Source organism: Ancylobacter aquaticus, from assembly GCF_004339465.1.
Classification (GTDB): domain Bacteria; phylum Pseudomonadota; class Alphaproteobacteria; order Rhizobiales; family Xanthobacteraceae; genus Ancylobacter; species Ancylobacter aquaticus.
Genome location: NZ_SMFY01000001.1, coordinates 1,788,742 through 1,809,515 on the forward strand (window position 1 = coordinate 1,788,742; position 20,774 = coordinate 1,809,515).

The window sequence follows — 20,774 nt, forward strand, 5'->3', positions numbered from 1 at the left end:
GACGGGGCCGCCAACATCAAGCCCTCAGAGAGCTTCGAGCTTGTCGGCGGTCATCTTGCCGCTGCGCTGGTCGGTGACGAGCTCGAAGCCCACCTTCTGACCTTCGCGCAGATCGCTCATGCCGGCACGTTCCACGGCGCTGATGTGAACGAACGCATCGCTGCCGCCGTCGTCCGGAGCAATAAATCCAAAGCCCTTCTGGGCGTTGAACCACTTAACGGTTCCCACGGTCATGGAAAACCCTTTCGTAATTATAGACCTAGCGTCCCCGCAAAGTTACGGGTCGTCGAAATTGCATTTTCAGGGATAAAAAGCCGCGCGACACACATGCATTCATGTATGAAAACTGGGCGCATTCACCGTCTATCGACCAAATCAATATGCGCCGCAAACGGCAATTATTCAAGTCCCTTTACTTTTAAATCTGGAAATCGAACCGGGCGGGATGTTTTTTCCCGCGCCGCCGCGAGGGAATACATCCCGGCTTCCCTCGCTTGCGGGCGTCGCGGCAATGCCGAGGCACAGGACGGCGGGCGTGGCGCTTCACTCGCCGGTCCAAGCGATCCGCCCGTCTTGTTGCGTCGCCGCGTTTGTGCTTGTGATCGCCGCTGGGGGAGCGCTTTGGCGCACCGCGTCAACAGGCTTGAGGAACGCGCATGATCATCGAGATTGCCGAACTGCGGATCAAGGCGGGCGAAGAGGCGGCTTTCGAGGGGGGCGTGGCCAAGGCGGTGCCGCTGTTTCAGCGCGCCAAGGGCTGCCACGGCGTCGCCCTGCATCAGGTCATCGAGACGCCCGGTGTCTATCGGCTCGTCGTGCGGTGGGAGACTTTGGACAACCACATGGTGGATTTCCGCAATTCCGAGGACTTCCAGCTGTGGCGCGGCCTGGTCGGCGGCACCTTCGCCGCGCCGCCGGTGGTGACGCATGAGCGCATTGTCGATCTCGGCCCGTCCATCTGACGGGTGCGGTTGCGTAAGGCGAAAGCGGCCCGGTTGCGCCGGGCCGCCAAGGTGATCAGACCAGGCTGACTTTTCCGCTGGCGAGGTCGTAGAGGCCGCCGACGACCTTCAGCTTGCCGTTGGCCACGTACTCGGTGATGATCGGCGTCGCCTCTGACAGCTCCCTGACGTTGTAGCGCACGTTCTCAATGATCGCGGCGTTCAGCGGATCCTGCGGATTGTCCTTCAGCGCGATCTCGACCGCCGGCTTGATGCTGTCGATCAGTTCGTCGAGATGTCCGGGCAGGCTGATATTTTCCTTCACCACCTTGATCGTGGCGTCGACCGCGCCGCAATTGGTGTGGCCCAGCACCATGATGAGCGGCACGCCGAGGAACTTCACGCCATATTCGAGGCTGGCGAGTCCGTCGACATTGACGAAGTTGCCGGCCACGCGCACGACGAAAAGCTCGCCCGGTCCCCGGTCGAAGGCGAGCTCGGGCGCGACCCGCGAATCGGCGCAGCTTACCAGCCCGGCAAAGGGGTACTGGGCCTTGGCGCGGGCAGCCCGGCCGGCCGTGAAGTCCTTGTTGGTCATGGTGTTGGACGCATAACGGGCGTTTCCATCCATCAGCCGCTTCAGCGCCTCGTCAGGGCTGATGGCGTTGGGCGTCGGCTCCTGTGCCCAGGCGCCGACGGGAAGCGCCACGCCGCCGAGAAAGGCTGCCGAGGCGAGCCCCAGTCCGGCGGTGAGCGCCATGCGACGGGACGGGACGAAGGTGTGATCGTTGCACATGGGCGTTTCTCCCGGGGGCGTTTCTTGGGTGAATATTTCGGCGCGGGGCGGCCTATAGAGGGCGCCCTTTCCATGGTACCTCCACGCACGATGGAGTTCCAAGTATTTCTAAATGGAGCGGGCAAACCTGCCCAATTTTTGCAGGTACGCCAAGTGTGGAGACGCGCGCTGGAGGTGGCTCCATCCCGTCTCTACCTCGCCGATCTCACCCGTTGAACGCGGTGCGTGCCCGATCCGGGCTCCCGCGACGAAATGCGCCGGGCGTTTCAGTGCCGGCGGGCTGGACCTTTGGCCCCCTAGGATCATTCTAAAGGTAGCGCTAACATCCGCGCCTCACCGCAAGCGCCTCGCATAAGGGCGCCGTTCAATGATCATCGCCTGGAAGGACGCCATGAACCGCTTCGTCACCACAGCTGCCCTGCTCGTGCTCGGCACCACCGCCGCGCTGGCCCAGAGCCCTGCCGGCGACCCCGTCAAGGGCGCCAACGTCTTCAAGAAGTGCATGGCCTGCCATGCCATCGGCGAGAACGCCAAGAACAAGGTCGGCCCGGAGCTGAACGGCATCGTCGGCCGCAAGATGGGTGCTGTCGAAGGCTTCAACTATTCCGACACGCTGAAGGAGCACAACGCCAAGGGCGACGTGTGGACGGCGGAAGTGCTCAGCGCGTATCTCGAAAATCCGAAGGGCTACATGCCCGGCGTCAAGATGGTGTTCGCCGGCCTGCCGAAGGAAACCGACCGCGCGAATCTCGAGGCGTATCTCGACCAGTTCAACCTCGACGGCACCAAGAAATAGTCCTCCCGCCTCCCAAGGGAGGCTGCTGATGCAGGAGGCTCCGATGTTGGTCCTGCCGCGACTGCATCGACGCGGCCTGCTCGCTCTCGGCGTCGCGCTTGCGGCCGAGGCCGGGTGGGCGTTTCCCGCTCGCGCCGACGCTGCGAAGCGCGCTGCCGGTGCTGGTGCCGCCTTGCCGCTGGAGCCTGTCGCCGAGGGCGTGCACGTCTTCCGTGCTCCCTATGAGCTGATCGCTCCGTCCAATGACGGGGCGATCGCCAACATGACGCTGATCGTTGGCGACGAGGCCGCGGCCGTTATCGACACCGGCAACAGTTGTCACGCGGGCGCTCGCATGTTGGCGGCGGTGCGCGCCACCACCGACAAGCCGCTGCGCTATGTCATCAACACCCACATGCATCCCGACCATACCCTGGGCAACGCGGCTTTTGCCGGCGAGGGCGTGCGTTTCGTCGCCCACCACAAGATGCCGCGCGCCCTCTCTCTCCGGGCCGAGACCTATCTCGCCCAGGTCGAGCGCCTGCTCGGTGCCGAGGCGGAGGGGACGCGGATCGTGCTGCCGGACCTGCTGGTGGAAGACCGCCTGACGCTCGATCTCGGGGCAAGGCCACTGGAACTGCGGGCTCACCCGACGGCCCACACCGACAACGACCTCACGGTGTTCGATGTGGTGAGCGGCACCTGGGTCATGGGCGACCTGCTGTTTGTCGGGCACATCCCCACTCTCGATGGCAGCCTTCAGGGCTGGCTGGCCCTGCTTGATGTGCTGGCCGGGACGCCAGCCGCGCGTGCGGTGCCCGGGCACGGCCCGGCCAGTACCCCATGGCCGCAGGTGAGCGAGGCCGAGCGGCGCTATCTCGCCGCGCTGCAGCGCGACATGCGTCGGTTGCTTGAGGAGGGGGGCGCGATGAGCGAGGCGCCGGCACACGCGGTTGTGTCCGAGCGCGGGGATTGGGCGCTCTTCGACGAGTTCAACGCCCGGAATGCCATTGCCGCCTATCATGAGCTGGAATGGGAATAGAATGCTGCAATGCAGCATTCCGGCGTGGTAAAACTGCCCGTATTCCCGTGATTGCTTCTGGTATAATGTATATTAATTCGCTCTTGCAGCAAAATCATAATAAGAGTGTTTTCTCATAAGAGTTCTTATTGCCAGTCCGAGGGATTCGGATTAGCGTAATCTCGTCTTCGGCTTCAACGGCAATCGGGAAGAAGTTCCCGGGTCCGGTTCGTAGGCCAGCTTGGGGCGGGATGCCCCCGTGAGATCCGGCTGTTTCTCCCTCCAGCCGGTCGTGACACGCTGTCGAAGACAAAAAGGTCAGACGGCAAACAAGCCGCGGCGGGTCGTCCGTGCATTCGGCCGGTCCCGGAGGATCGTTCACGAGGAGAATAAGCATGCGCAAGTTTCTTGCGACAGCACTGCTGGGTGCTGCTGCAGTCTATGCTTGGCCCGCCATGGCCAATGATGGGCTGGTCAGCATCATCAAGGATCCCAAGCAATGGGGCATCCAGACCGGCGACTACGCCAACACCCGCTATTCCAAGCTCGACCAGATCAACGCCGGCAATGTCGGCAAGATCCAGGTGGCCTGGACCTTCTCGACGGGCGTCCTCCGTGGTCATGAGGGCGGTCCGCTCATCATCGGCGACGTGATGTACGTCCACACGCCGTTCCCGAACATCGTCTACGCCCTCGATCTGAACAACGATGGGCGGATCATGTGGAAGTACGAGCCCAAGCAGGACCCGAACGTCATTCCTGTGATGTGCTGCGATACGGTGAATCGCGGTCTCGCTTATTCCAACGGCATGGTCTACCTGCACCAGGCTGATACCACCCTGGTCGCGCTCGACGCCAAGACCGGCGAGAAGAAGTGGTCGGTGGTGAACGGCGACCCGAAAAAGGGCGAGACCAACACCGCCACCGTTCTGCCGGTGAAGGACAAGGTCATCGTCGGTATTTCGGGCGGCGAGTTCGGCGTGCGCTGCCACGTCACCGCTTACGACACCGCCACCGGCAAGCAGGTCTGGCGCGGCTATTCGCTGGGCCCGGACGATGAGATGATCGTCGACCCCGAGAAGACCACCGCGCTCGGCAAGCCGATCGGCAAGGACTCCTCGCTGAAGAGCTGGGAAGGCGATCAGTGGAAGATCGGCGGCGGTTGCACCTGGGGCTGGTATTCCTACGACCCCGAGACCAACCTCGTCTATTACGGCTCGGGCAACCCCTCGACCTGGAACCCCTCGCAGCGCCCCGGCGACAACAAGTGGTCGATGACCATATTCGCGCGTGATGCCGACACCGGCATGACCAAGTGGGTCTACCAGATGACCCCCCACGACGAATGGGACTTCGATGGCGTCAACGAGATGATCCTCACGGATCAGCAGTTCGACGGCAAGCCGCGCAAGTTGCTGACCCATTTCGACCGAAACGGCTTCGGCTATACGCTGGACCGCGTGACGGGCGAACTGCTCGTCGCCGAGAAGTTCGATCCGGTGGTGAACTGGGCTACCAAGATCGACATGGACAAGAGCAGTGCGACCTATGGTCGTCCGCTGGTCGTCTCCAAGTATTCGACGGCCCAGCAGGGCGAGGACGTGAACACCAAGGGCATCTGCCCGGCGGCTCTCGGTACCAAGGACCAGCAGCCGGCGGCCTTCTCGCCCAAGACCAACCTGTTCTACGTGCCCACCAACCACGTCTGCATGGACTACGAGCCGTTCCGCGTCAGCTACACGGCGGGCCAGCCCTATGTCGGCGCCACCTTGTCGATGTATCCCGCCCCGGGCAGCCATGGCGGCATGGGTAACTTCATCGCCTGGGACAACACCAAGGGCAAGATCGTCTGGTCGCTCCCCGAGCCCTTCTCGGTGTGGTCGGGTGCTCTCGCCACCGCCGGCGACATCGTGTTCTACGGCACCCTCGAAGGCTACCTGAAGGCCGTGGATTCCAAGACGGGCAAGGAACTCTACAAGTTCAAGACCCCGTCGGGCATCATCGGCAACGTCACCACCTATGAGCACAAGGGCAAGCAGTACATCGCCATCCTGTCGGGTGTCGGTGGCTGGGCGGGCATCGGCCTTGCGGCCGGCCTGACCGACCCGAACGCCGGTCTCGGTGCGGTGGGTGGTTATGCCGCCTTGTCCAACTACACCAATCTCGGTGGCCAGCTCACGGTGTTCGCACTGCCGAACTGAGCCGGGGAACGGCGGGCCTCCACGGAGCGCCCGCCTTTTCCGAGACGAAAAAGGGGCCCGGCCGCCGGATCATCCGGTGCGTCGGGCCCCGACGTCTCGGGGCCCGCTCGTTTATGAGACTCTTAGAAGAATTCTGAGCTGTCGAGCGGTGTCCAGCGCGACGCCCGCCCCTACGCCAGATACGCCCCCATGCGGCGCCTTAAGGAGACTGCTTCATGAAGAATTCCGTTCGCGGATGGTTTGTTACCGACATGCTGCCGGCGTTTGCCGGTGCGTCGGCGCTGATCCTGGCCGCCGCCCTGTCCTTTTCCGCCCCGGTTCACGCCCAGCAGCCGGCCCCAGCAGCGGCGGCAACGCCGGCACCCGTCGAGAAGGAAAAGGACGAACTCGGCAAGTACACGACGGCGGATGGCGATCCGATCTACAACATCCAGCCCGACGGCACGCTCGACTGGTACACCTATTCCGGTTATCGCCGCTACCACGCCGAGTGCCATGTCTGCCACGGCCCCGACGGCATGGGCTCCAGCTACGCGCCCGCGCTGGCCACTTCGCTGAAGACCATGACCTACCCCGAGTTCATGGAGATCGTGGTCAACGGCAAGCAGAATATCGGTGTCGGCACGGCCGACCAAGTCATGCCGGCCTTCGGCGAGAACAAGAACGTCATGTGCTATCTCGACGACATCTACATCTATCTAAAGGCCCGCGCCGATGGCGCTCTCGGCCGCGAGCGTCCCAACAAGCGCGAGGACAAGACCAAGGCGTACACCGCAAATGAAAACCAGTGCTTCGGACGGCCGAGCTGACGCCATGGCGATCATGGCGCAGCCGGGAAACACCGATCGCTCGGCGCGCATGAGGGGGAGGGGCGTCGCGGCACTCGCGACGCTCGTCACCCTTGCCGCCCTTTCCATCCCGGCCTCGGCCCAGGTGGCGGATCTGGTCGATCGCTCGACGCTGCGCGTCTGTGCCGACCCCGCCAACATGCCCTTCACCGACGAGGAGGGGCAGGGCTTCGAGAACAAGATCGCCGAACTGATGGCGCAGAAGCTGGGCTTGGCATTGGATTACACGTGGTTTCCCCAGGCCACGGGTTTCTATCGCATGACGCTCGGTGCCAAGCGCTGCGACGTGGTGATGGGCTACGTCGCGGGCGGCGATCCCGTGCTGAACACCAATGCCTATTACCGCTCGGCCTGGGTACTGGTTGCCAAGAAGGACAGCGACCTCGCCGGCATCGACACGCTGGAGGATCCCCGCCTGAAGGGGCGTCGGATCGGCGTCATTGCCGGCACGCCGCCCGGCGACCTGCTCACCCGCAATGGCCTCATGCCGATGGCGCGCCCCTATGCGCTGATGGTGGACCGCCGATTCGAAAGCCCCGCCGAGGCGATGATTGCCGATATCGATGATGGCGAAATCGACGCCGGCATATTGTGGGGGCCGATTGGCGGCTACTACGCCAAGAAGTCGCAAATACCGCTCTCGGTCATGCCGCTGGTGAAGGAGAAGGGCGACCCGTCGCTGGTCTACCGCATCACCTTCGGCATCCGCCCGGGCGAACTGAACTGGAAGCACCAGCTCAACGCCTTCATCAAGGACAATCAGGGGGCGATCGACCGCATCCTGCTCGACTATGGCGTGCCGCTGCTCGACGGTCAGAACCGCCCGATCGACGCGGCGCCCTGAGCCCGCGGGAGGCGGCGGTGAAACACTCTCGGCCCGATCCCTCGCTCCGTCGCCTGGCTTGGCTGGGCATCGCCGGGCTGGCCGCCGTTCTCTACGCCTTTGCCCCGACCAACGGCCGGGGCGAGGAAGCCGTGCCCGAGCCGGCGGGCTACCGCATGGAAGAATACCGGGCACCGACGCCGGCGACGCTCAAGGGCGCGCGGGTGATCGACACCGCCGAAGCCGAGCAGCTCTGGCGGGCCAAGACGGCGGTTTTCGTCGACGTGATGCCGCGCGACGTGAAGCCGGCCAATCTTCCCCCCGGCACGCTCTGGCGAGACAAGCGGCGCGATCACCTGCCGGGCAGCGTGTGGCTGCCCAATGTCGGCTACGGTGCCCTCACTGCCGAGACCGATGCCTATTTTCGCACCCGCCTGGAGGCGTTGGCCGGGGGCAACCGGGCCGCACCGCTGGTCATCTACTGCCAGACCGATTGCTGGATGAGCTGGAACGCCGCCAAGCGCGCGATCGAGCACTATGGCTATACCAATATCGCCTGGTACCCCGCCGGCAGCGATGGCTGGGCGAGGAGCGGCCTGCCGCTTGAACAGGGCCAGCCTGCGCCCTGAGCGCCGCTATCCGTGTTGCGGCTTTCGCGCATGCCCTTCGGGCGCGAGCCCGCTCCGGCAGGGGGTGGGCCCCGACCGAAAGGCCGGGGCGCGTCGGGTCACTGCATCTTTTCCTGGATGACGCGCGCGAGGCTGAAGATGCGCTGTTCCAGCAGCACCGGGCTTTCGCACACGGCTGTCATGGACTGTTGGCGGGCGTCGTAGATTCGGGTGTCCCAGAGCAACTGCCGCTCCAACTCCAGCGCCTTGGCATTGTCCAGTTCGGCTCCAGCGGCCTTCTTGGCCTTGGCAACGGCCAGGCTCTCTTCCTTGATCCGCTTGGAGAGTTCGATCTGGTGCTGCGAGTAGCGTTCAATGCCGTTCATGATCCGGCTGCGGCGCGCGTTGATCTGCTCGAACAGGCCGGCGAACAGCAAGGTGAGCCGCTGCTTGCCATCGGCGCCGAGCGTGACGGCGAAGGCGTCGATCTGCTTTGTCGCCTCGTCGACCGACGTGCGCTGGGCCGCCAGCACCGGCACCAGATCGGCGACCTGCCGATCGTCCTGCCATTTCAGATTTTCGATCGGTGGGCCGGACCACATCTGTCCGGCCGCCAGTTCGGGCACTTTGCGCTGAATGCATGGCCAGAGCCCGCCTGCGGGTGCTGCCGCGAAACTGGGCGCGACACCGGCGAGCAAGAGCACGGGAACGGTCAGGTAGACCAAGCGCAGGGAAGAGGGGAATGTGGGCATGGGTTTTCCTCGAGATTTTGTCCGGAAGCTCTGCGGCTTCCGTTTCGAAATGGCCGGCGCTGCGGATTCATTTGGCATTGTCTGGCCCGCCACGACGGGCCATCACGCCGGCTGAGGGATCATACGCCAGTATCGAGGCCGCGAGGAACACCACTGCGCAGCCGGCCACGACCAGCGCCGGCAGGGGGGTAAACTGGCCGTAGAGGGCGAAGCGGATCAGTTCCACGGCATAGGTGAACGGATTGAACGTGCAGATCCACCACAGCGCCAGGCTGCTCTCCTGTATCCGCCAGAGCGGATAGAGCGCCGACGAGGCGAAGAACATCGGGAAGATCACGAAGTTCATCACGCTGGCGAAGTTCTCCATCTGCCGGAAGAGCGAGGACATTAGCAGCCCCATGGCGCCGAGCATCAGCCCGGTGAGCAGAAGCGCCGGTATGACGGCGAAATAGCCGATGGGCGGCAGCTCCACGTCCCAAAACCAGGCAACGGCGAGAAAGGCGTAGACCTGCAGCAGCGAGACGCAGATGCCGGCGATGAGCTTGCAGACCAGCAAATACCAGCGCGGATAGGGGCTCACCAGCAGGATGCGCATGGCCCCAACCTCGCGGTCGTAGACCATGGACAGCGAGGATTGCAGGCCGTTGAAAAGCTGGATCATCGCCACCAGCCCCGGCGTTACATAGACCTCGTAGAGCACATAGGTCTCGTAGGGCGGAATGATCGAGACGCCGAGCACGGAACGAAAACCGGCGGCGAAGATGAACAGCCATACCAGCGGGCGCACCAGCGCCGACAGGAAGCGGCCGCGCTGGTTGAGGAAGCGCAGCCCTTCCCGCCAGCAGATGCCGGCGAGGACGATGAGATAGCCCGCCAGCGGCAGGCGGAACCGGGCGGAACGGGGCGGGGAAGGGTCGCTCATGCCGCCGCTTCCCCGGTATCGTCGACAAGGTGCAGGAAGGCCGCCGAGAGGTCCTCGCCGCCGGTCTGCGCCAGCATCCCCTCATAGGTGCCATTGGCGCGGACCCGTCCACGATGCAGCACCACAACCCGGTCACCGGGACCGATCTCCTCGATGATGTGGGTCGCCCACAGCACGCCGATGCCCTCGGTGGCGACCAGAGACCGGACCTGGGCCACCAGCGCGGCGCGGGAGGCGATGTCCAGTCCCACGGTGGGCTCGTCGAGCAGGAGGAGGCGGGGGCGGTGCATGAGCGCGCGGACAATCTCCACCCGCCGCATCTGGCCGCCGGAAAGGTTGCGAACCCGGTCGCGGGCGCGCTCGGCAAGCCCGTCCTGCTCCAGCAGTTCCATCGCCCGCCGGCGCCCGGCACCAAAGCCGACGCCATGCAGCGTCGCATGGTAGAGCAGATTGTCGAGCACGGAGAGTTCGAGATCCAGCGTGCGGGCCTGGAACACCACGCCCAGCCGGCTCAGCGCGGCGGCCGGCTGGCGGCGGACATCGAAGCCCAGCACATGGATGGCGCCGCTGCGATTTTCGTAAAGGCGGGTGATCAGCGAGAACAGCGTGGTCTTGCCGGCGCCATTCGGGCCGAGAAGCGCGGTGAAGCTGCCAGCGGGGACGTCGAGGCTTACATCGTCCAGCGCCTTGCGGGCGCCGAAAGTGTGGGTGACGCTGCGCACGTCCAGTGCCGGCACACCGGCATCGGGAGCCTGCGGCGCAGCGATGTCGCGAGACTGGGCCGTCATGGCGTCTCCCGGGCCGAGAGAAGAAAAGTCCCCGGGATGAACCGGGGACAGTGTTTACGAGGAGTAGAAGTCAGCGAGGACGCGCACTCACTTGACGATGAATTCGCCCTTCATGCCGCGCTCTTCCATGCCCTTGCAGTACCACGCGAAGGTGCCGGGCTTGATCGGCACGAAGAACATTTCAGCCTCACCCTCTTCCTCGAACTCAAGCTCGGTGAGGTGGATGGCCTTGATCTCCATGCCGCCGGCCTCGACCTTGCGCAGGAAGATGTTCTGGAACAGGCCCGGCGACTGCCAGGCACATTCCTTCTTGCCGGTGGACTTGATGGTGAGCGTGTAGGACTTGCCGGTCTCCATCTCGTACTTCGTCTGCGAGACGCCGAAGCCGGAATTGCCGGTGCCGACGGTCAGTTCCTCCAGCTCCACGGGCTTGAGGGTGAGGTCGCCCTTGGCATAGGCGAGGCCGGTAAGCGCGAGGGTCGCGGCGGTGGCGGCAAGGATCAGGCGGGTCTTCATGGTGTTTCCTCCGAATGGGCTGTTTGATTGATTTTTTGCGGCTACGGCACCACGACCACGCCCCAGGGCGCGCGACCGACGGTGAGGGATTTCGTGACCTTCTGGCTTTCGACATCGATGACCGAGATGTCGTTGGAATTGCCGTTGGTCGAAATCAGGAACTTCTCGTCCGGCGTGAAGCCGAGCTGCCAGACGCGTTGGCCGACGAGCAGATAATCCTCGACCTCAAGCGTCTTGGCGTTGACGACGGCGACGCGGTTGGCCGGGCCGAGGGCGACGAAGGCCTTCGAGCCGTCCTTGGTGATCCGCACGCCGACCGGCTGAATGGCGTCGTCCGCCACGCCCGGGATCTTGAAGTCGATCTTCTTGATGATCTGCCAGTTGGAGGGGTCGACCACCGCCACCGTGCCGCCGACCTCCGCCGACACCCAGAGCTGCTTGCCGTCCTTCGAGAATTCGGCAATGCGCGGACGGGAATCAACGAGGATGTTCTCGATGATCTCATTGTTCGAGGTGTCGACCACATGCGCCATGTTGGTCGTCTCTGACGTGTTGACCATGTACTTGCCGTCGGGGCTGATGCCCATGCCTTCCGGCTCGACGCCGACCGGGATCTCGGCGATCAGTTCGTTGTTCTCGACATTTACCACCGTGACCATGTTGTCGTCTTCGTTGGCGATGTAGAGCGGGTTGCCCGAGGGATGCAGCACGAACAGTTCCGGGTCGGGGCCCGAGCGCAAGGTCTTCACCAGCTTCAGCGTGGCGGCGTCATAGACCTCGACGCGATTGTCATCGGAGGCGCACACATAGATCAGCTTGCCATCCGGGCTGGCGATGATGCCGCGCGGGCGACGCCCGGTCTTGATGGTGTCGATGACCTTCAGCGTCTCCATGTCGACGACGCTCATCGTGTGGTCGCGTTCATTCGTCACGAAGGCGCGCGGGCTGGCCGCCGCCGGCAGTGCATCGACCAGCATGAGACCCGCAAGGGTGAACATGCTCGTGGACAGCAGAATCTGTCGTTTCATCGTTTCCTCCAGGCAATCGTTTGATTTTATTTGAGCTTGCAGAGAGACTCGGGACGATCGAAGCCAAGTGTGTCGAGCGGCGAGCTCTGGTGCAGGAAGCCGCTCTGCGGCGAGAGCGTGACCGTATTGGTGGCGTGGGTCAGCAAAATCGGCTGGCGCAGTTGCTGGTCCCAGTCGCGGAAGGTGGCGGCGACGCCCTTGAACACCGGCAGGTCGTAATCGGGCGACAGCATCTGCGCCTTCACCTTGGCGGGGTCGCTGTTGCGCGTCTTGAGGCTGGCCGAGCCGATGGAGAAGGCGCCCTGCCACATCTGGAAATCGAGCGGCTGCATCATCCGCTTGGACTGCTTGAAGAAGCGGCTTTGCAACTGGGAGGCACCCCAGTTCTCCATGGTCGGGTGCCAGGACAGCGCCATCAGGCCCTGCGTGCCGGCAATCGGTCGCGCGAGCCAAGTGTTGTAGGGCAGGATGTCGCCGAACTCGCCGAGTTCGTCGGCGACCAACAGCATGTCGTAGTCGCCGACCTGGGTGCCGCGCGGCACTTCCGACTGCGCCGTGGCGCGCGCGTCCGGGCCGTAATCCCACGTCTTTTCGGCGACGATCTTGGCCCCGAACTTCTTGGCCGAACGCCGCACCGCCTCGGCATAGAGCTTGTCATTGTCGGTGCGCCCGACCATCAGGAACCAGTTCTGCCAGCGCTTGGTGACGAGAAACTGGGCGAGCGCGTCGGTCAGCATCGAGCGGCTCGGGGCGATGTGGAACACATTGGCGCGGCAGTCCTGCTGGCGCAGCCGGTCGTCGGTGGCGCCGACATTGATGAAGATGATGTCGCGGTCCTTATAGGTGTCGGCGATCTTCACCAGCGCATCCGGCGGCACGTCCAGCAGGATGAAGCGGTTGCCGGCCTCGACCAGCTTCGCGACGGCCGGGAGCGGGTCGCCATCGGTCGGGACGATCTCGCTCGACAGCTTGTAGTCGAGCTTGAGGAAGCGGCCGCTGGTGAGATTGTCGCGAATGCCGAGCTGGGCGCCGGCGATGCCGAGGTCGTCGGGCGGCATCTGCAGCGGGGCTATCCACGGCGGCGGCTCCGGCATCTGGCGCACCACGCCGATGAGGAAGGTCTGTTCCGGACCGATGGTGGGTGCCGGCTTGGCGGCCAGAGGCGCCGCCGGGGCGGAGGTAGGGGCGCCATCCTGCGCCCAGGCGGGTACAGACGCGCACATCATCGACAAAAGCGTCGCGCCGACGGCGCTTGCCATCCTGGTCATCGGCCTTTTCATCCCGCGGCTTGCTTTGTCCGGGACATTGTCCTCGGAACTTTTCTCGTGTGCCTTGGGGAAAACTCTACGCAAACAAAATCAAGCATTCAATAAAATTGAGAGTATAAGAAACTAATAAGAACATGTAACGTCAAATGTTGATGAAAGCATCGCCCGAATATTTCAATCGGGAACTTTTCCCTGTGGGTTGCAGGGAGGCTTGTTGGCGATATGATTGATATGACCGGGAAGAAATCTCGGCGCGGAGGTGAAAACGCCATGACAATTCGAGCCGCGATCGCCAGCGTTCTCCTCGCAATCACAGCCGTCATGGCGATGGGGGTCCTCCCGGGGCTCGGCACTGAGGCCCGCGCGGCGAAAAAGGTGGCCGTGTTCGACTTCGAGCTGCTCGACACCAGCAGCGAGTTCGACCTGCGCGGCCCCAAGCCGGACGAGGTGCGCCGGCTCAACCTGATCACCGACGAAATGCGCAAGCGTTTGAAGGACGCCGGGTATGAGCTGGTCGATCTGGCCCCCCAGGCCGCGCAGATCGAGGAGGCGGCTCCGTTCCGAAACTGCAACAGCTGCGAGCTCAGGATCGCCCGCGCGCTCGGCGCCGAGATCGAGGTGATCGGGCTGGTGCAGAAAGTGTCGAACCTCATTCTCAACATCAATTTCCAGGTGCGCGACGTCGCCACCGGGCAGGTGCTACGGGCCGGCAGCGCCGATATCCGCAACAACACGGATGAATCCTGGCTGCGCGGCGTTTCCTATCTGATACGCAACCGCTTGCTCGATCCGCCGCTCACCGGGAAAGCCGCACCATGAAAGTCTCTGGCCGTGTCGCCGCGCTGTCCCGCCGTGCCGTGCTTGCCACGGCCGCCGGCCTGCTTGCTTCGCCGGTGGTGCGTGCGCAGGACGCGCCGCTCGGCCTTCGCGTCGGCGCGCTGAAATTCGGTACGCTCAACTGGTTGGTGGAGACAATCAGCGCCGAGGGGCTCGACCGTCGCGAGGGGCTCGCGCTGGAGAGTGTCGACTTCGCGGGCGGGCAGGCGACAACGGTGGCACTGCAGGCGGGGGATGTCGACCTCATCGTCAGCGACTGGCTGTGGGCGCTGCGCCGCTCCAATGACGGCGAGCCGATGCGCTTCGCCCCTTTTTCCAACGCGCTCGGCGCGGTGATGGTGGCGGCGGACGGCCCGGTGAAGATGCTCGACGATCTTCGTGGCCGCCGGATCGGGGTCGCCGGCGGGGCGCTCGACAAGAGCTGGCTGCTGCTGCGCGCCTATTCCAAGGTGAAGATCGGCGTCGACCTCGCCAGCGCGGCCGAGCCGGTCTATGGCGCACCGCCGCTGGTCAGCGAGCAGTTGCCGCTCGGCCGGGTCGATGCGGTGTTGACCTTCTGGCCCTATGCCGCCCGGCTGGACGCGCGCGGCTTCACTCGCCTGATGGACGTCAGCGAGATGATCACCGGGCTCGGCATTGCGCCGGTGCCGCCGCTAGTCGGGTTCGTCTGGCGCAACGCCGTCATGGCGGAGAAGGGCGCAGCGATTGCTGCTTTCCTGCGCGCCGCAGCGGCTGCCAACCGCGTGCTGGCGACCAAAGACGCGGCGTGGGAGCGCATTCGCCCGCTGATGCAGGCCGCTGACGACGCCGAGTTCGTCCGGCTGCGCGACTATTACCGCGCCGGCATTCCCGGCAGCTTCGGCGAGGCGGAGCGGCTCTCCTGTGCGAAGCTCTACGAGGTGCTGGCGCAGATTGGCGGGCCGGAACTCGTCGGGCCCACCCCCGGCTTCGACCGGGCGCTGTTCGGCCCTGTCGGCGAGTGAGGCCGTGTCGACGCCAAAGCGCCTGCTGCTGACCGCCGCCTCGCTGCTGGCGCTGCTGCTGCTCTGGCAGTTCGCGGCGCTGTGGGCTCAGTCGCGCCTGCTTCCCGGCCCGCCGGAGGTGTTCGAGGCGATGGCCCGCGCGACGCGGACCGGCGTGCTGCCCGAGAGCATCGCGATCACCCTGGCGCGGGTGGCGGCGAGCTTCCTCATCGCCATGACCCTCGGCTCGGCCATCGGCATCGTGCTCGGCCGTTCGGTGGCGCTCAACGAATTGTTTGGCCCATGGGTGGTGGTGCTGCTGAACCTGCCGGCGCTGGTGGTCATCATACTCTGCTATGTCTGGTTTGGTCTCACTGAGGTGGCGGCGATCACGGCGGTGGCGGTCAACAAGATTCCCAATGTCGCGGTAACGATGCGCGAGGGGGCGGTGGCCCTGTCACGCGATCTCGACGAGATGGCGCAGGTCTACCGCCTGCCGCGCCTGCGCGCGCTGCGCCATGTAACGCTGCCTCAGCTGGTTCCCTTCTTCGCCGCCAGCGCCCGGTCCGGCCTCGCGCTGACGTGGAAGATCGTGCTGGTTGTGGAACTGCTGGGCCGCTCCAATGGCGTCGGCTTCGAGTTGCAGACGGCGTTCCAGCTGTTCGATGTCGCCGGCATTCTTGCCTATGCGCTGGCGTTCACGGCGGTGGTGCAGGTGATCGAGATCGGCCTGCTCCAGCCGTGGGAGCGGCGCGCCAACAGGTGGCGGCGATGAGCGGGATAGGCATCGACATCGCGGAAAAGCGCTACAAGGCGCAGGCTGGCGGGCCGGGGCGGGAGGTTTTTCGCAGCTTCCGCCTTGATATCGGTGCCGGCGAGTTCGTCGCCCTTCTGGGGGAATCCGGTATCGGGAAGACGACGCTGCTCAACATCGTCGCCGGGCTCGATCCCGATTTTCGCGGGCAGGTGCGTTTTTCCGGCGCGGCGCCCCGCCTTGCCTATGCCTTCCAGAACCCCCGCCTGCTGCCCTGGCGCAGCGTGCTGGACAACGTGGCCTTGCCTCTGCCGGCGGGCGAGGAGGGCCGTCGCCGGGCGCGGGCGATGCTGGAAGAGGTCGGCCTGGCGGAACTGGCTGACGCCTATCCCGAGCGCCTGTCGCTCGGCCAGCAGCGGCGGGTGGCGCTGGCGCGCGCCTTCGCCATCGGGCCGGACGTGCTGCTGATGGACGAGCCTTTCGTGTCGCTGGACGAGGCGGGGGCGGCACGGCTGCGCGACCTGCTGCGACGCCTGCTGGCCGGGCGGCCAGCAACCGTGCTGTTCGTCACCCATGACCGGCGCGAGGCAGTGGAACTGGCGAGCCGCATCGTGGTGCTGGAAGGCGCGCCGGTGCGTATCGTCCGCGACATGCCGCTGGCGCTCACGGCGGCAGAGCGGGCGAGCCCGGAACGCATCGACGCGGTGCGGCGGGCGCTCGGCGCCGAGGCGCCCGGCTGACCTTACTCGGAACGTCGATGCCCTGCTGTGCTCAGTGCGAGCCCGGCGACAGCTCCCTAAGAAAGAACGCATGTACGAAAGAAAAAGGCCCGGAGCAGTGATGCCCCGGGCCAGATCTACTGTGTCGGCGTGAGAGGGCGGAACCCGCCGCCTCCGTTGCACAAGTGACAGCGGCTGCCGCCGTCACTTGTTCAGGAATATCGCCGCCAACCGCTGGAGCAGGCCCTTCGGATACTGGGCCGCGGGCGGAGCTGTTGTCTGCCCAGGGTTGCTTCCGATCTAAGCGGCGAAGGGGTGCTTGGCCGTGGCGGCCTGAGCGAGAACTTCCTTCACCGTCGGCTGGCCGTCCACGGCGCGCTTGAGCGCTTCCTTGGTGGCCTCATAGTTGAACTGCTGGATCTTGGCGTCGTCCGCCGCTTCCCAGTGAATGAACACGCCGACCGAGATGAAAAGGTCGTCGGCTTCGTCTTCCGGGATCACGCCTTCGGCGACGCTGTCGACGACGGCCTTGGCCACCGCATACTGAGCCGGGCCGAACATCTGGACGGCCTGACGGGCGTCCTTGATCGTTACCTTGTTGAACAGGATGGTGTTCGGCTTGGCGAGCAGGTTCGGGGTCACGACCGCGAGCAGCGAGGTGAAGCCGTCCTTGTTGTTGGTCAGCGCATTCAGGAAGGCGCTTTCGGCCGCAGAGCCGCGCGGTCCGATGATGAGGTCGATATGGGCGACCTCGTTGCCGTCACCCACCAGCGACTCGCCGATGAGCACCTTGTTGATCTTGGCCATCTATTCCTCCCAGAACGGGGTTGCATGACAAGGGACGGGAATTGTCCCCCGATGTCCCGGCTATCTTTGTTGCAGCGTTTGGAACACCAAACCGGTTGGCCCGATAGCGCGACCAGACACGTTACGACGAGAGACTAGGCCCGCTTCGTCTTTATCTGCAAGGGATTCTTCAACCGTGTGACGCGCGCGCAAGCGCTTGCCCCATGGTTTCTTGTCGCGGAGGGATAATGCTCCTAAGGTTGCGGATTATGGCGGCAGGGTCAAAAATGCGGCATGCTTCCTGCGGCGTGAAGACAAGGCGCTCGCACAGGCCGCGTGCATCTCGGCCGGCGACGTCGGAAGCTTGACCGGCCTAAAAGTTGCTGCGGTGCGGCATGAAAAGGTGATCCAACTGCCGCGTGCGGCGTATGAGATCGGGACAGCCATCGGGGAAGCGCTGAGGCGGTATCGAACTCACGCCACGAGGAATTTGCAGTGGAGCTCATTCTGTCGATCTGCCTTATTGCCAGCCCCGGCACATGCCGCGAAGAGGCCGTGTCCGTTGGGTTGGAGAAACCGCCGGCGCCTGTGCAGTGTCTGGTCGGGGCCATGCCGGTGATTGCCGAGTGGCGTGAGACGCATCCCAAGTGGAAGGTTCTCAAATGGCGCTGCGCCGCGCCCGGTTCCAGCGGCCGCGAGATCTGATCGCCGACGGTTTTACTCTGTTCTGTTGCACCGCAGCGTGCGCGCGCGCCGCGTCCGTGAAATCATCGGCACGCCATCATGTTCGGGATGGCGCCATTCGGTGAGACACCATGGGGCGTGGCTTGTTCTCGTCGCTCAGGGCGCGCATGGCGCTGCTGCTGTCCGTTGCCGTACTCGTTACGGCAGCGTCGACCTTTGCGCTCGTGCTCGCGCTCGGCGCGGTCAGCGCCCAGCTCGACCGGCTGGTGTCGGCGCAGAGCCGGCTTGAGTTGCTCTCGACCATTTCGGGCCGCATCGGCGACTACGCGCTGCTGGCCCTTCAGGCCGGGCATGAGCCGCCCGATGCCGAGCGCACGCCCATGCGTACCGGCCGGAAGCTGGCTGCCGACCGGGCGCGCGAATCTTTTGCTCGCCTGGAGGAGACGCTCGCCGCCTATGTCGGCCGCCTGGTGGGGGAAGAGCAGCGCACCCTGATGGCGGCGCGAAGCCGCACCATTGCCCGGCTGCGGGCGCAGTTCGAGGTGCTGGACCGGCAGGTCGACCGGGCGCTGGCGTCGGAGGAGCCGGCAACTGCGGCCCGGGTGGCGCTGGACGTGTTCGCCGCCGGCTTTGGCGCGCCGCTCAGCCAGGCCATGGAGGAAGAGCGCACCACCGCCCTCGATGCCTATAATCAGGTCCGCGAACTGCGCGAGCGGACGATACGCTGGGGGCTGATCGGCGTGGCGCTGGCCTGCCTGCTGGCGGTGGCGCTTTATCATCTGCTCGGTCGCTCGCTGGTCAATCGCGTTTCCGATGTCTCGGCGGCTGCGGCGGCGATTGCGCGCGGGCGCTCCGACACCCGGGTCAACGTGACCGGGCACGACGAACTCAGTCTCGCCATGGCGCGCTTCAACCGCATGGCCGTGCACCTTGCCCGGCGCGAGGCGCGGCTCGTGGCGGCGCAGAAGCAACTGCAGGAAATTGTCGACGCCCGAACGGCGGAATTGCGCGCCGCCAATACGCGATTGGAAAATGTCGATATGGCGCGTCGGCGCTTCTTCACCGATGTCAGCCACGAACTGCGCACGCCGCTGACCGTGATCCTCGGCGAAGTGGAAATCACGCTGCGCCCGCAGCGCCCGCGCGAGGAGGACCTGCGCGCCGCGCTGCTCGTCATCCAGTCGCGTGCCCGCCGCCTGCACCGCCGGGTGGAAGATCTGCTGCGCATCGCACGCTCCGAGAGCGGCCAGATCGAGCTCGACCGTTCGCTCTTCCTGGTTTCGGACCTGCTCGCGGAGGTCTGCGAAGGCATGGCGCCGGTGGCGCGGGCCGGCGGGCTGGTGCTGGAGGCGGACGAGGGCGCCGAGAGCCTCGCCGTCGATGCCGACCATGAATGGCTGCGCCAGACCTTTGACGGCCTCGTCGCCAATGCGGTACGCCATTCCCCGCCTGGCGAGAGCGTGCGATTGGCGGCGCGGCGCGAGGGGAGCGAGGCGGTGATCGAGGTGCGCGACCACGGCACCGGCATCCCCCCGGACGAGCTGCCGCATGTGTTCCAGCGGTTCTGGCGCGGTAGCGCCGGCACGCGGGAAGGCACGGGATTCGGCATTGGCCTCGCTTTGGCGAAGTGGATCGTCGATCGCCATGGTGGGCGCATCGACATAGAAAGCAGCACCGGGGACGACGGGCGGCGGCGCGGCACCTGCGTTACCGTGCGCCTGCCGCTCCCCTTGCCGGAAATGACACTGGAGGCCGCCCAATGAACATTCTGGTCGTGGAGGACGATCCCGACATCGGCTCCCTGCTGCGTCGCGGCTTCTCCTCGGAAAGCTACGATGTTGAGCTAGTCGGGGACGGCGAAGCGGCGCTGCGGGTGGCCAATGGCAAGACCTGGGGCGCGATCATCCTCGACGTCATGCTGCCCGGCCGTTCCGGCGTCGATGTGTGCAAGGCGCTCCGCGCCGGCGGACAGACCGCGCCCATCCTCATGCTCTCCGCCCGCTCCAGCGTGAACGAGCGCACCGAAGGGCTGATGGCCGGGGCGGACGACTATATCGTCAAGCCCTTCGCCTTCGAGGAATTGCTGGCCCGGGTGAAGGTGCAGGCGCTGCGTCGCAGCAATGCCGGCACCGAGCCGCGCCGGCTGGAAGTCGGGACATTGTCGCTCGATCTCGACACGCGCCAAGCGCAGCTCGGGGGCACGCGCGTGCGGCTCACCGAGCGCGAGGTGGAACTTCTCGCGCTGCTGATGCGTCATCCCGGAGAGCCGCTGTCGCGGGCCGACATTTTCGCCGCGCTCTGGGCGGGGCATGGCGGCGCCTCCCTCAACGTCGTCGACGTTTATGTCGGGTATCTCCGGCACAAGCTCGCCGAGGCGTTGCCCGAGGGGGCGCACCTGATCATGACGGTACGCGGCCGTGGCTTCATGCTGGAAGCCGAGGAAAGCTGAACGGCTTTCCGTGAAAGAACGCACCGGAGGTCCAGTGGTATTATGTGCGCCAGGCGGAAAGATGACAGGGTCTTCTTGACGGATTGCGAAACGATCATCACATTACTGGTGCGGTGTAATATCCGCAAAGCAACTCAATCTCTTATGAACTTCTTATGAAGTAAAATGAGATTGAATAAACGAGGAGGACGATATGGCCTGGACTGCTCCCCGCATTGTTGAAGTTTGCGTCGGCATGGAAGTCAACGCCTACTATCCGGCTGATTTCTGAGCCTAATAAGGGACGGGATGGCGTA

At 64.9% G+C, this 20,774-nt stretch carries 24 protein-coding genes; 15 read left to right on the plus strand and 9 right to left on the minus strand.

Features of this window, described 5'->3' with window-relative positions:
• Window positions 1-24 precede the first annotated feature (24 nt).
• On the minus strand, window positions 25-234 hold the full coding sequence (locus tag EV667_RS08235) for a cold-shock protein (protein ID WP_131834754.1): 210 nt from the start codon (window positions 232-234) through the stop codon (window positions 25-27).
• A 422-nt stretch (window positions 235-656) separates the two neighbouring features.
• Between EV667_RS08235 and EV667_RS08240 the strand changes: the two genes are divergently transcribed.
• On the plus strand, window positions 657-962 hold the full coding sequence (locus tag EV667_RS08240; RefSeq protein WP_131834755.1) for an antibiotic biosynthesis monooxygenase family protein: 306 nt from the start codon (window positions 657-659) through the stop codon (window positions 960-962).
• A 55-nt stretch (window positions 963-1,017) separates the two neighbouring features.
• Here the strand turns inward: EV667_RS08240 and EV667_RS08245 are convergent, their stop codons facing one another.
• Entirely contained in the window at window positions 1,018-1,737 is a 720-nt protein-coding gene (locus EV667_RS08245; protein WP_131834756.1) for a carbonic anhydrase, read from the minus strand.
• A gap of 367 nt (window positions 1,738-2,104) precedes the next feature.
• On the opposite strand from EV667_RS08245, the gene EV667_RS08250 reads away from it, so the two are divergent.
• The 6 genes from EV667_RS08250 (at window position 2,105) to EV667_RS08275 (ending at window position 8,034) form a co-directional block, all read left to right on the plus strand.
• Window positions 2,105-2,533 (plus strand): c-type cytochrome, encoded by a 429-nt coding sequence (locus tag EV667_RS08250; RefSeq protein WP_131834757.1) that lies wholly within the window; start codon window positions 2,105-2,107, stop codon window positions 2,531-2,533.
• 43 nt (window positions 2,534-2,576) lie between these two features.
• Window positions 2,577-3,554: a quinoprotein relay system zinc metallohydrolase 2 gene (locus tag EV667_RS08255; protein ID WP_131834758.1), complete on the plus strand. Its 978-nt coding sequence runs from the start codon at window positions 2,577-2,579 to the stop codon at window positions 3,552-3,554.
• Window positions 3,555-3,988: 434 nt separating this feature from the next.
• Window positions 3,989-5,734, plus strand: a complete 1,746-nt coding sequence (xoxF5, locus tag EV667_RS08260; protein WP_425359021.1) for a lanthanide-dependent methanol dehydrogenase XoxF5 — start codon at window positions 3,989-3,991, stop codon at window positions 5,732-5,734.
• 215 nt (window positions 5,735-5,949) lie between these two features.
• Window positions 5,950-6,543, plus strand: a complete 594-nt coding sequence (locus tag EV667_RS08265) for a c-type cytochrome, methanol metabolism-related (protein ID WP_131834760.1) — start codon at window positions 5,950-5,952, stop codon at window positions 6,541-6,543.
• Between the two features lie 4 nt (window positions 6,544-6,547).
• The gene (locus EV667_RS08270; protein ID WP_131834761.1) at window positions 6,548-7,426 is read left to right on the plus strand and encodes a substrate-binding domain-containing protein; all 879 of its coding nucleotides are present in this window, start codon (window positions 6,548-6,550) and stop codon (window positions 7,424-7,426) included.
• A gap of 17 nt (window positions 7,427-7,443) precedes the next feature.
• Window positions 7,444-8,034 carry a PQQ-dependent catabolism-associated CXXCW motif protein gene (locus EV667_RS08275; protein WP_131834762.1) on the plus strand — a complete coding sequence of 197 codons (591 nt, stop codon included), beginning with the start codon at window positions 7,444-7,446 and terminating at the stop codon, window positions 8,032-8,034.
• Between the two features lie 98 nt (window positions 8,035-8,132).
• Here EV667_RS08275 and EV667_RS08280 read toward each other — a convergent pair whose 3' ends face one another.
• The 6 genes from EV667_RS08280 to EV667_RS08305 all read right to left on the minus strand — a co-directional run bounded on the left by EV667_RS08280 (window position 8,133) and on the right by EV667_RS08305 (window position 13,287).
• The gene (locus tag EV667_RS08280; RefSeq protein ID WP_131834763.1) at window positions 8,133-8,765 is read right to left on the minus strand and encodes a hypothetical protein; all 633 of its coding nucleotides are present in this window, start codon (window positions 8,763-8,765) and stop codon (window positions 8,133-8,135) included.
• A 67-nt stretch (window positions 8,766-8,832) separates the two neighbouring features.
• Window positions 8,833-9,687 carry an ABC transporter permease gene (locus tag EV667_RS08285; RefSeq protein WP_207907689.1) on the minus strand — a complete coding sequence of 285 codons (855 nt, stop codon included), beginning with the start codon at window positions 9,685-9,687 and terminating at the stop codon, window positions 8,833-8,835.
• Window positions 9,684-10,475 (minus strand): ABC transporter ATP-binding protein, encoded by a 792-nt coding sequence (locus EV667_RS08290; protein WP_131834764.1) that lies wholly within the window; start codon window positions 10,473-10,475, stop codon window positions 9,684-9,686. Before EV667_RS08290 ends, EV667_RS08285 begins: the two co-directional genes overlap by 4 nt.
• An 87-nt stretch (window positions 10,476-10,562) precedes the next feature.
• Complete coding sequence (locus EV667_RS08295; protein WP_131834765.1) at window positions 10,563-10,991, minus strand: cupredoxin domain-containing protein; 429 nt, start codon at window positions 10,989-10,991, stop codon at window positions 10,563-10,565.
• Between the two features lie 41 nt (window positions 10,992-11,032).
• Window positions 11,033-12,019, minus strand: a complete 987-nt coding sequence (locus EV667_RS08300; protein WP_131834766.1) for a PQQ-dependent catabolism-associated beta-propeller protein — start codon at window positions 12,017-12,019, stop codon at window positions 11,033-11,035.
• 26 nt (window positions 12,020-12,045) lie between these two features.
• Window positions 12,046-13,287: an ABC transporter substrate-binding protein gene (locus tag EV667_RS08305; RefSeq protein ID WP_131834767.1), complete on the minus strand. Its 1,242-nt coding sequence runs from the start codon at window positions 13,285-13,287 to the stop codon at window positions 12,046-12,048.
• A gap of 222 nt (window positions 13,288-13,509) precedes the next feature.
• Between EV667_RS08305 and EV667_RS08310 the strand changes: the two genes are divergently transcribed.
• The 4 genes from EV667_RS08310 to EV667_RS08325 are packed head-to-tail and all read left to right on the plus strand — an operon-like array spanning window position 13,510 to window position 16,580.
• A complete protein-coding gene (locus EV667_RS08310) occupies window positions 13,510-14,106 on the plus strand; it encodes a DUF3280 domain-containing protein (protein ID WP_245516034.1) in 597 nt (198 codons plus the stop codon).
• Complete coding sequence (locus EV667_RS08315) at window positions 14,103-15,107, plus strand: ABC transporter substrate-binding protein (protein WP_131834768.1); 1,005 nt, start codon at window positions 14,103-14,105, stop codon at window positions 15,105-15,107. Before EV667_RS08310 ends, EV667_RS08315 begins: the two co-directional genes overlap by 4 nt.
• Before the next feature lie 4 nt (window positions 15,108-15,111).
• Window positions 15,112-15,861 (plus strand): ABC transporter permease, encoded by a 750-nt coding sequence (locus EV667_RS08320; RefSeq protein ID WP_131834769.1) that lies wholly within the window; start codon window positions 15,112-15,114, stop codon window positions 15,859-15,861.
• On the plus strand, window positions 15,858-16,580 hold the full coding sequence (locus tag EV667_RS08325; RefSeq protein ID WP_245516035.1) for an ABC transporter ATP-binding protein: 723 nt from the start codon (window positions 15,858-15,860) through the stop codon (window positions 16,578-16,580). Before EV667_RS08320 ends, EV667_RS08325 begins: the two co-directional genes overlap by 4 nt.
• Before the next feature lie 279 nt (window positions 16,581-16,859).
• Here EV667_RS08325 and fae read toward each other — a convergent pair whose 3' ends face one another.
• Window positions 16,860-17,366: a formaldehyde-activating enzyme gene (gene fae / locus EV667_RS08330; protein WP_131834771.1), complete on the minus strand. Its 507-nt coding sequence runs from the start codon at window positions 17,364-17,366 to the stop codon at window positions 16,860-16,862.
• Window positions 17,367-17,840: 474 nt separating this feature from the next.
• Here fae and EV667_RS08335 point away from each other — a divergent pair, with 474 nt between their 5' ends.
• From EV667_RS08335 to pqqA, 4 genes are all read left to right on the plus strand, one after another.
• A complete protein-coding gene (locus tag EV667_RS08335) occupies window positions 17,841-18,050 on the plus strand; it encodes a hypothetical protein (protein WP_131834772.1) in 210 nt (69 codons plus the stop codon).
• A gap of 110 nt (window positions 18,051-18,160) precedes the next feature.
• Window positions 18,161-19,792 (plus strand): sensor histidine kinase, encoded by a 1,632-nt coding sequence (locus EV667_RS08340; protein WP_131834773.1) that lies wholly within the window; start codon window positions 18,161-18,163, stop codon window positions 19,790-19,792.
• On the plus strand, window positions 19,789-20,478 hold the full coding sequence (locus EV667_RS08345) for a response regulator transcription factor (protein WP_131834774.1): 690 nt from the start codon (window positions 19,789-19,791) through the stop codon (window positions 20,476-20,478). Before EV667_RS08340 ends, EV667_RS08345 begins: the two co-directional genes overlap by 4 nt.
• Before the next feature lie 193 nt (window positions 20,479-20,671).
• A complete protein-coding gene (pqqA, locus tag EV667_RS08350) occupies window positions 20,672-20,749 on the plus strand; it encodes a pyrroloquinoline quinone precursor peptide PqqA (RefSeq protein WP_081620376.1) in 78 nt (25 codons plus the stop codon).
• The last annotated feature ends 25 nt before the right edge of the window (window positions 20,750-20,774 follow it).

Bases quoted from the DNA above. Each gene is read 5' to 3' on its own strand.
- EV667_RS08235 (WP_131834754.1), bottom strand. From the start codon at position 234: ATGACCGTGGGAACCGTTAAGTGGTTCAACGCCCAGAAGGGCTTTGGA.
- EV667_RS08240 (WP_131834755.1), top strand. From the start codon at position 657: ATGATCATCGAGATTGCCGAACTGCGGATCAAGGCGGGCGAAGAGGCG.
- EV667_RS08245 (WP_131834756.1), bottom strand. From the start codon at position 1,737: ATGTGCAACGATCACACCTTCGTCCCGTCCCGTCGCATGGCGCTCACC.
- EV667_RS08250 (WP_131834757.1), top strand. From the start codon at position 2,105: ATGATCATCGCCTGGAAGGACGCCATGAACCGCTTCGTCACCACAGCT.
- EV667_RS08255 (WP_131834758.1), top strand. From the start codon at position 2,577: ATGTTGGTCCTGCCGCGACTGCATCGACGCGGCCTGCTCGCTCTCGGC.
- xoxF5 (WP_425359021.1), top strand. From the start codon at position 3,989: ATGGCCAATGATGGGCTGGTCAGCATCATCAAGGATCCCAAGCAATGG.
- EV667_RS08265 (WP_131834760.1), top strand. From the start codon at position 5,950: ATGAAGAATTCCGTTCGCGGATGGTTTGTTACCGACATGCTGCCGGCG.
- EV667_RS08270 (WP_131834761.1), top strand. From the start codon at position 6,548: ATGGCGATCATGGCGCAGCCGGGAAACACCGATCGCTCGGCGCGCATG.
- EV667_RS08280 (WP_131834763.1), bottom strand. From the start codon at position 8,765: ATGCCCACATTCCCCTCTTCCCTGCGCTTGGTCTACCTGACCGTTCCC.
- EV667_RS08285 (WP_207907689.1), bottom strand. From the start codon at position 9,687: ATGAGCGACCCTTCCCCGCCCCGTTCCGCCCGGTTCCGCCTGCCGCTG.
- EV667_RS08290 (WP_131834764.1), bottom strand. From the start codon at position 10,475: ATGACGGCCCAGTCTCGCGACATCGCTGCGCCGCAGGCTCCCGATGCC.
- EV667_RS08295 (WP_131834765.1), bottom strand. From the start codon at position 10,991: ATGAAGACCCGCCTGATCCTTGCCGCCACCGCCGCGACCCTCGCGCTT.
- EV667_RS08300 (WP_131834766.1), bottom strand. From the start codon at position 12,019: ATGAAACGACAGATTCTGCTGTCCACGAGCATGTTCACCCTTGCGGGT.
- EV667_RS08305 (WP_131834767.1), bottom strand. From the start codon at position 13,287: ATGACCAGGATGGCAAGCGCCGTCGGCGCGACGCTTTTGTCGATGATG.
- EV667_RS08310 (WP_245516034.1), top strand. From the start codon at position 13,510: ATGATTGATATGACCGGGAAGAAATCTCGGCGCGGAGGTGAAAACGCC.
- EV667_RS08315 (WP_131834768.1), top strand. From the start codon at position 14,103: ATGAAAGTCTCTGGCCGTGTCGCCGCGCTGTCCCGCCGTGCCGTGCTT.
- EV667_RS08325 (WP_245516035.1), top strand. From the start codon at position 15,858: ATGAGCGGGATAGGCATCGACATCGCGGAAAAGCGCTACAAGGCGCAG.
- fae (WP_131834771.1), bottom strand. From the start codon at position 17,366: ATGGCCAAGATCAACAAGGTGCTCATCGGCGAGTCGCTGGTGGGTGAC.
- EV667_RS08340 (WP_131834773.1), top strand. From the start codon at position 18,161: ATGGGGCGTGGCTTGTTCTCGTCGCTCAGGGCGCGCATGGCGCTGCTG.
- EV667_RS08345 (WP_131834774.1), top strand. From the start codon at position 19,789: ATGAACATTCTGGTCGTGGAGGACGATCCCGACATCGGCTCCCTGCTG.
- pqqA (WP_081620376.1), top strand. From the start codon at position 20,672: ATGGCCTGGACTGCTCCCCGCATTGTTGAAGTTTGCGTCGGCATGGAA.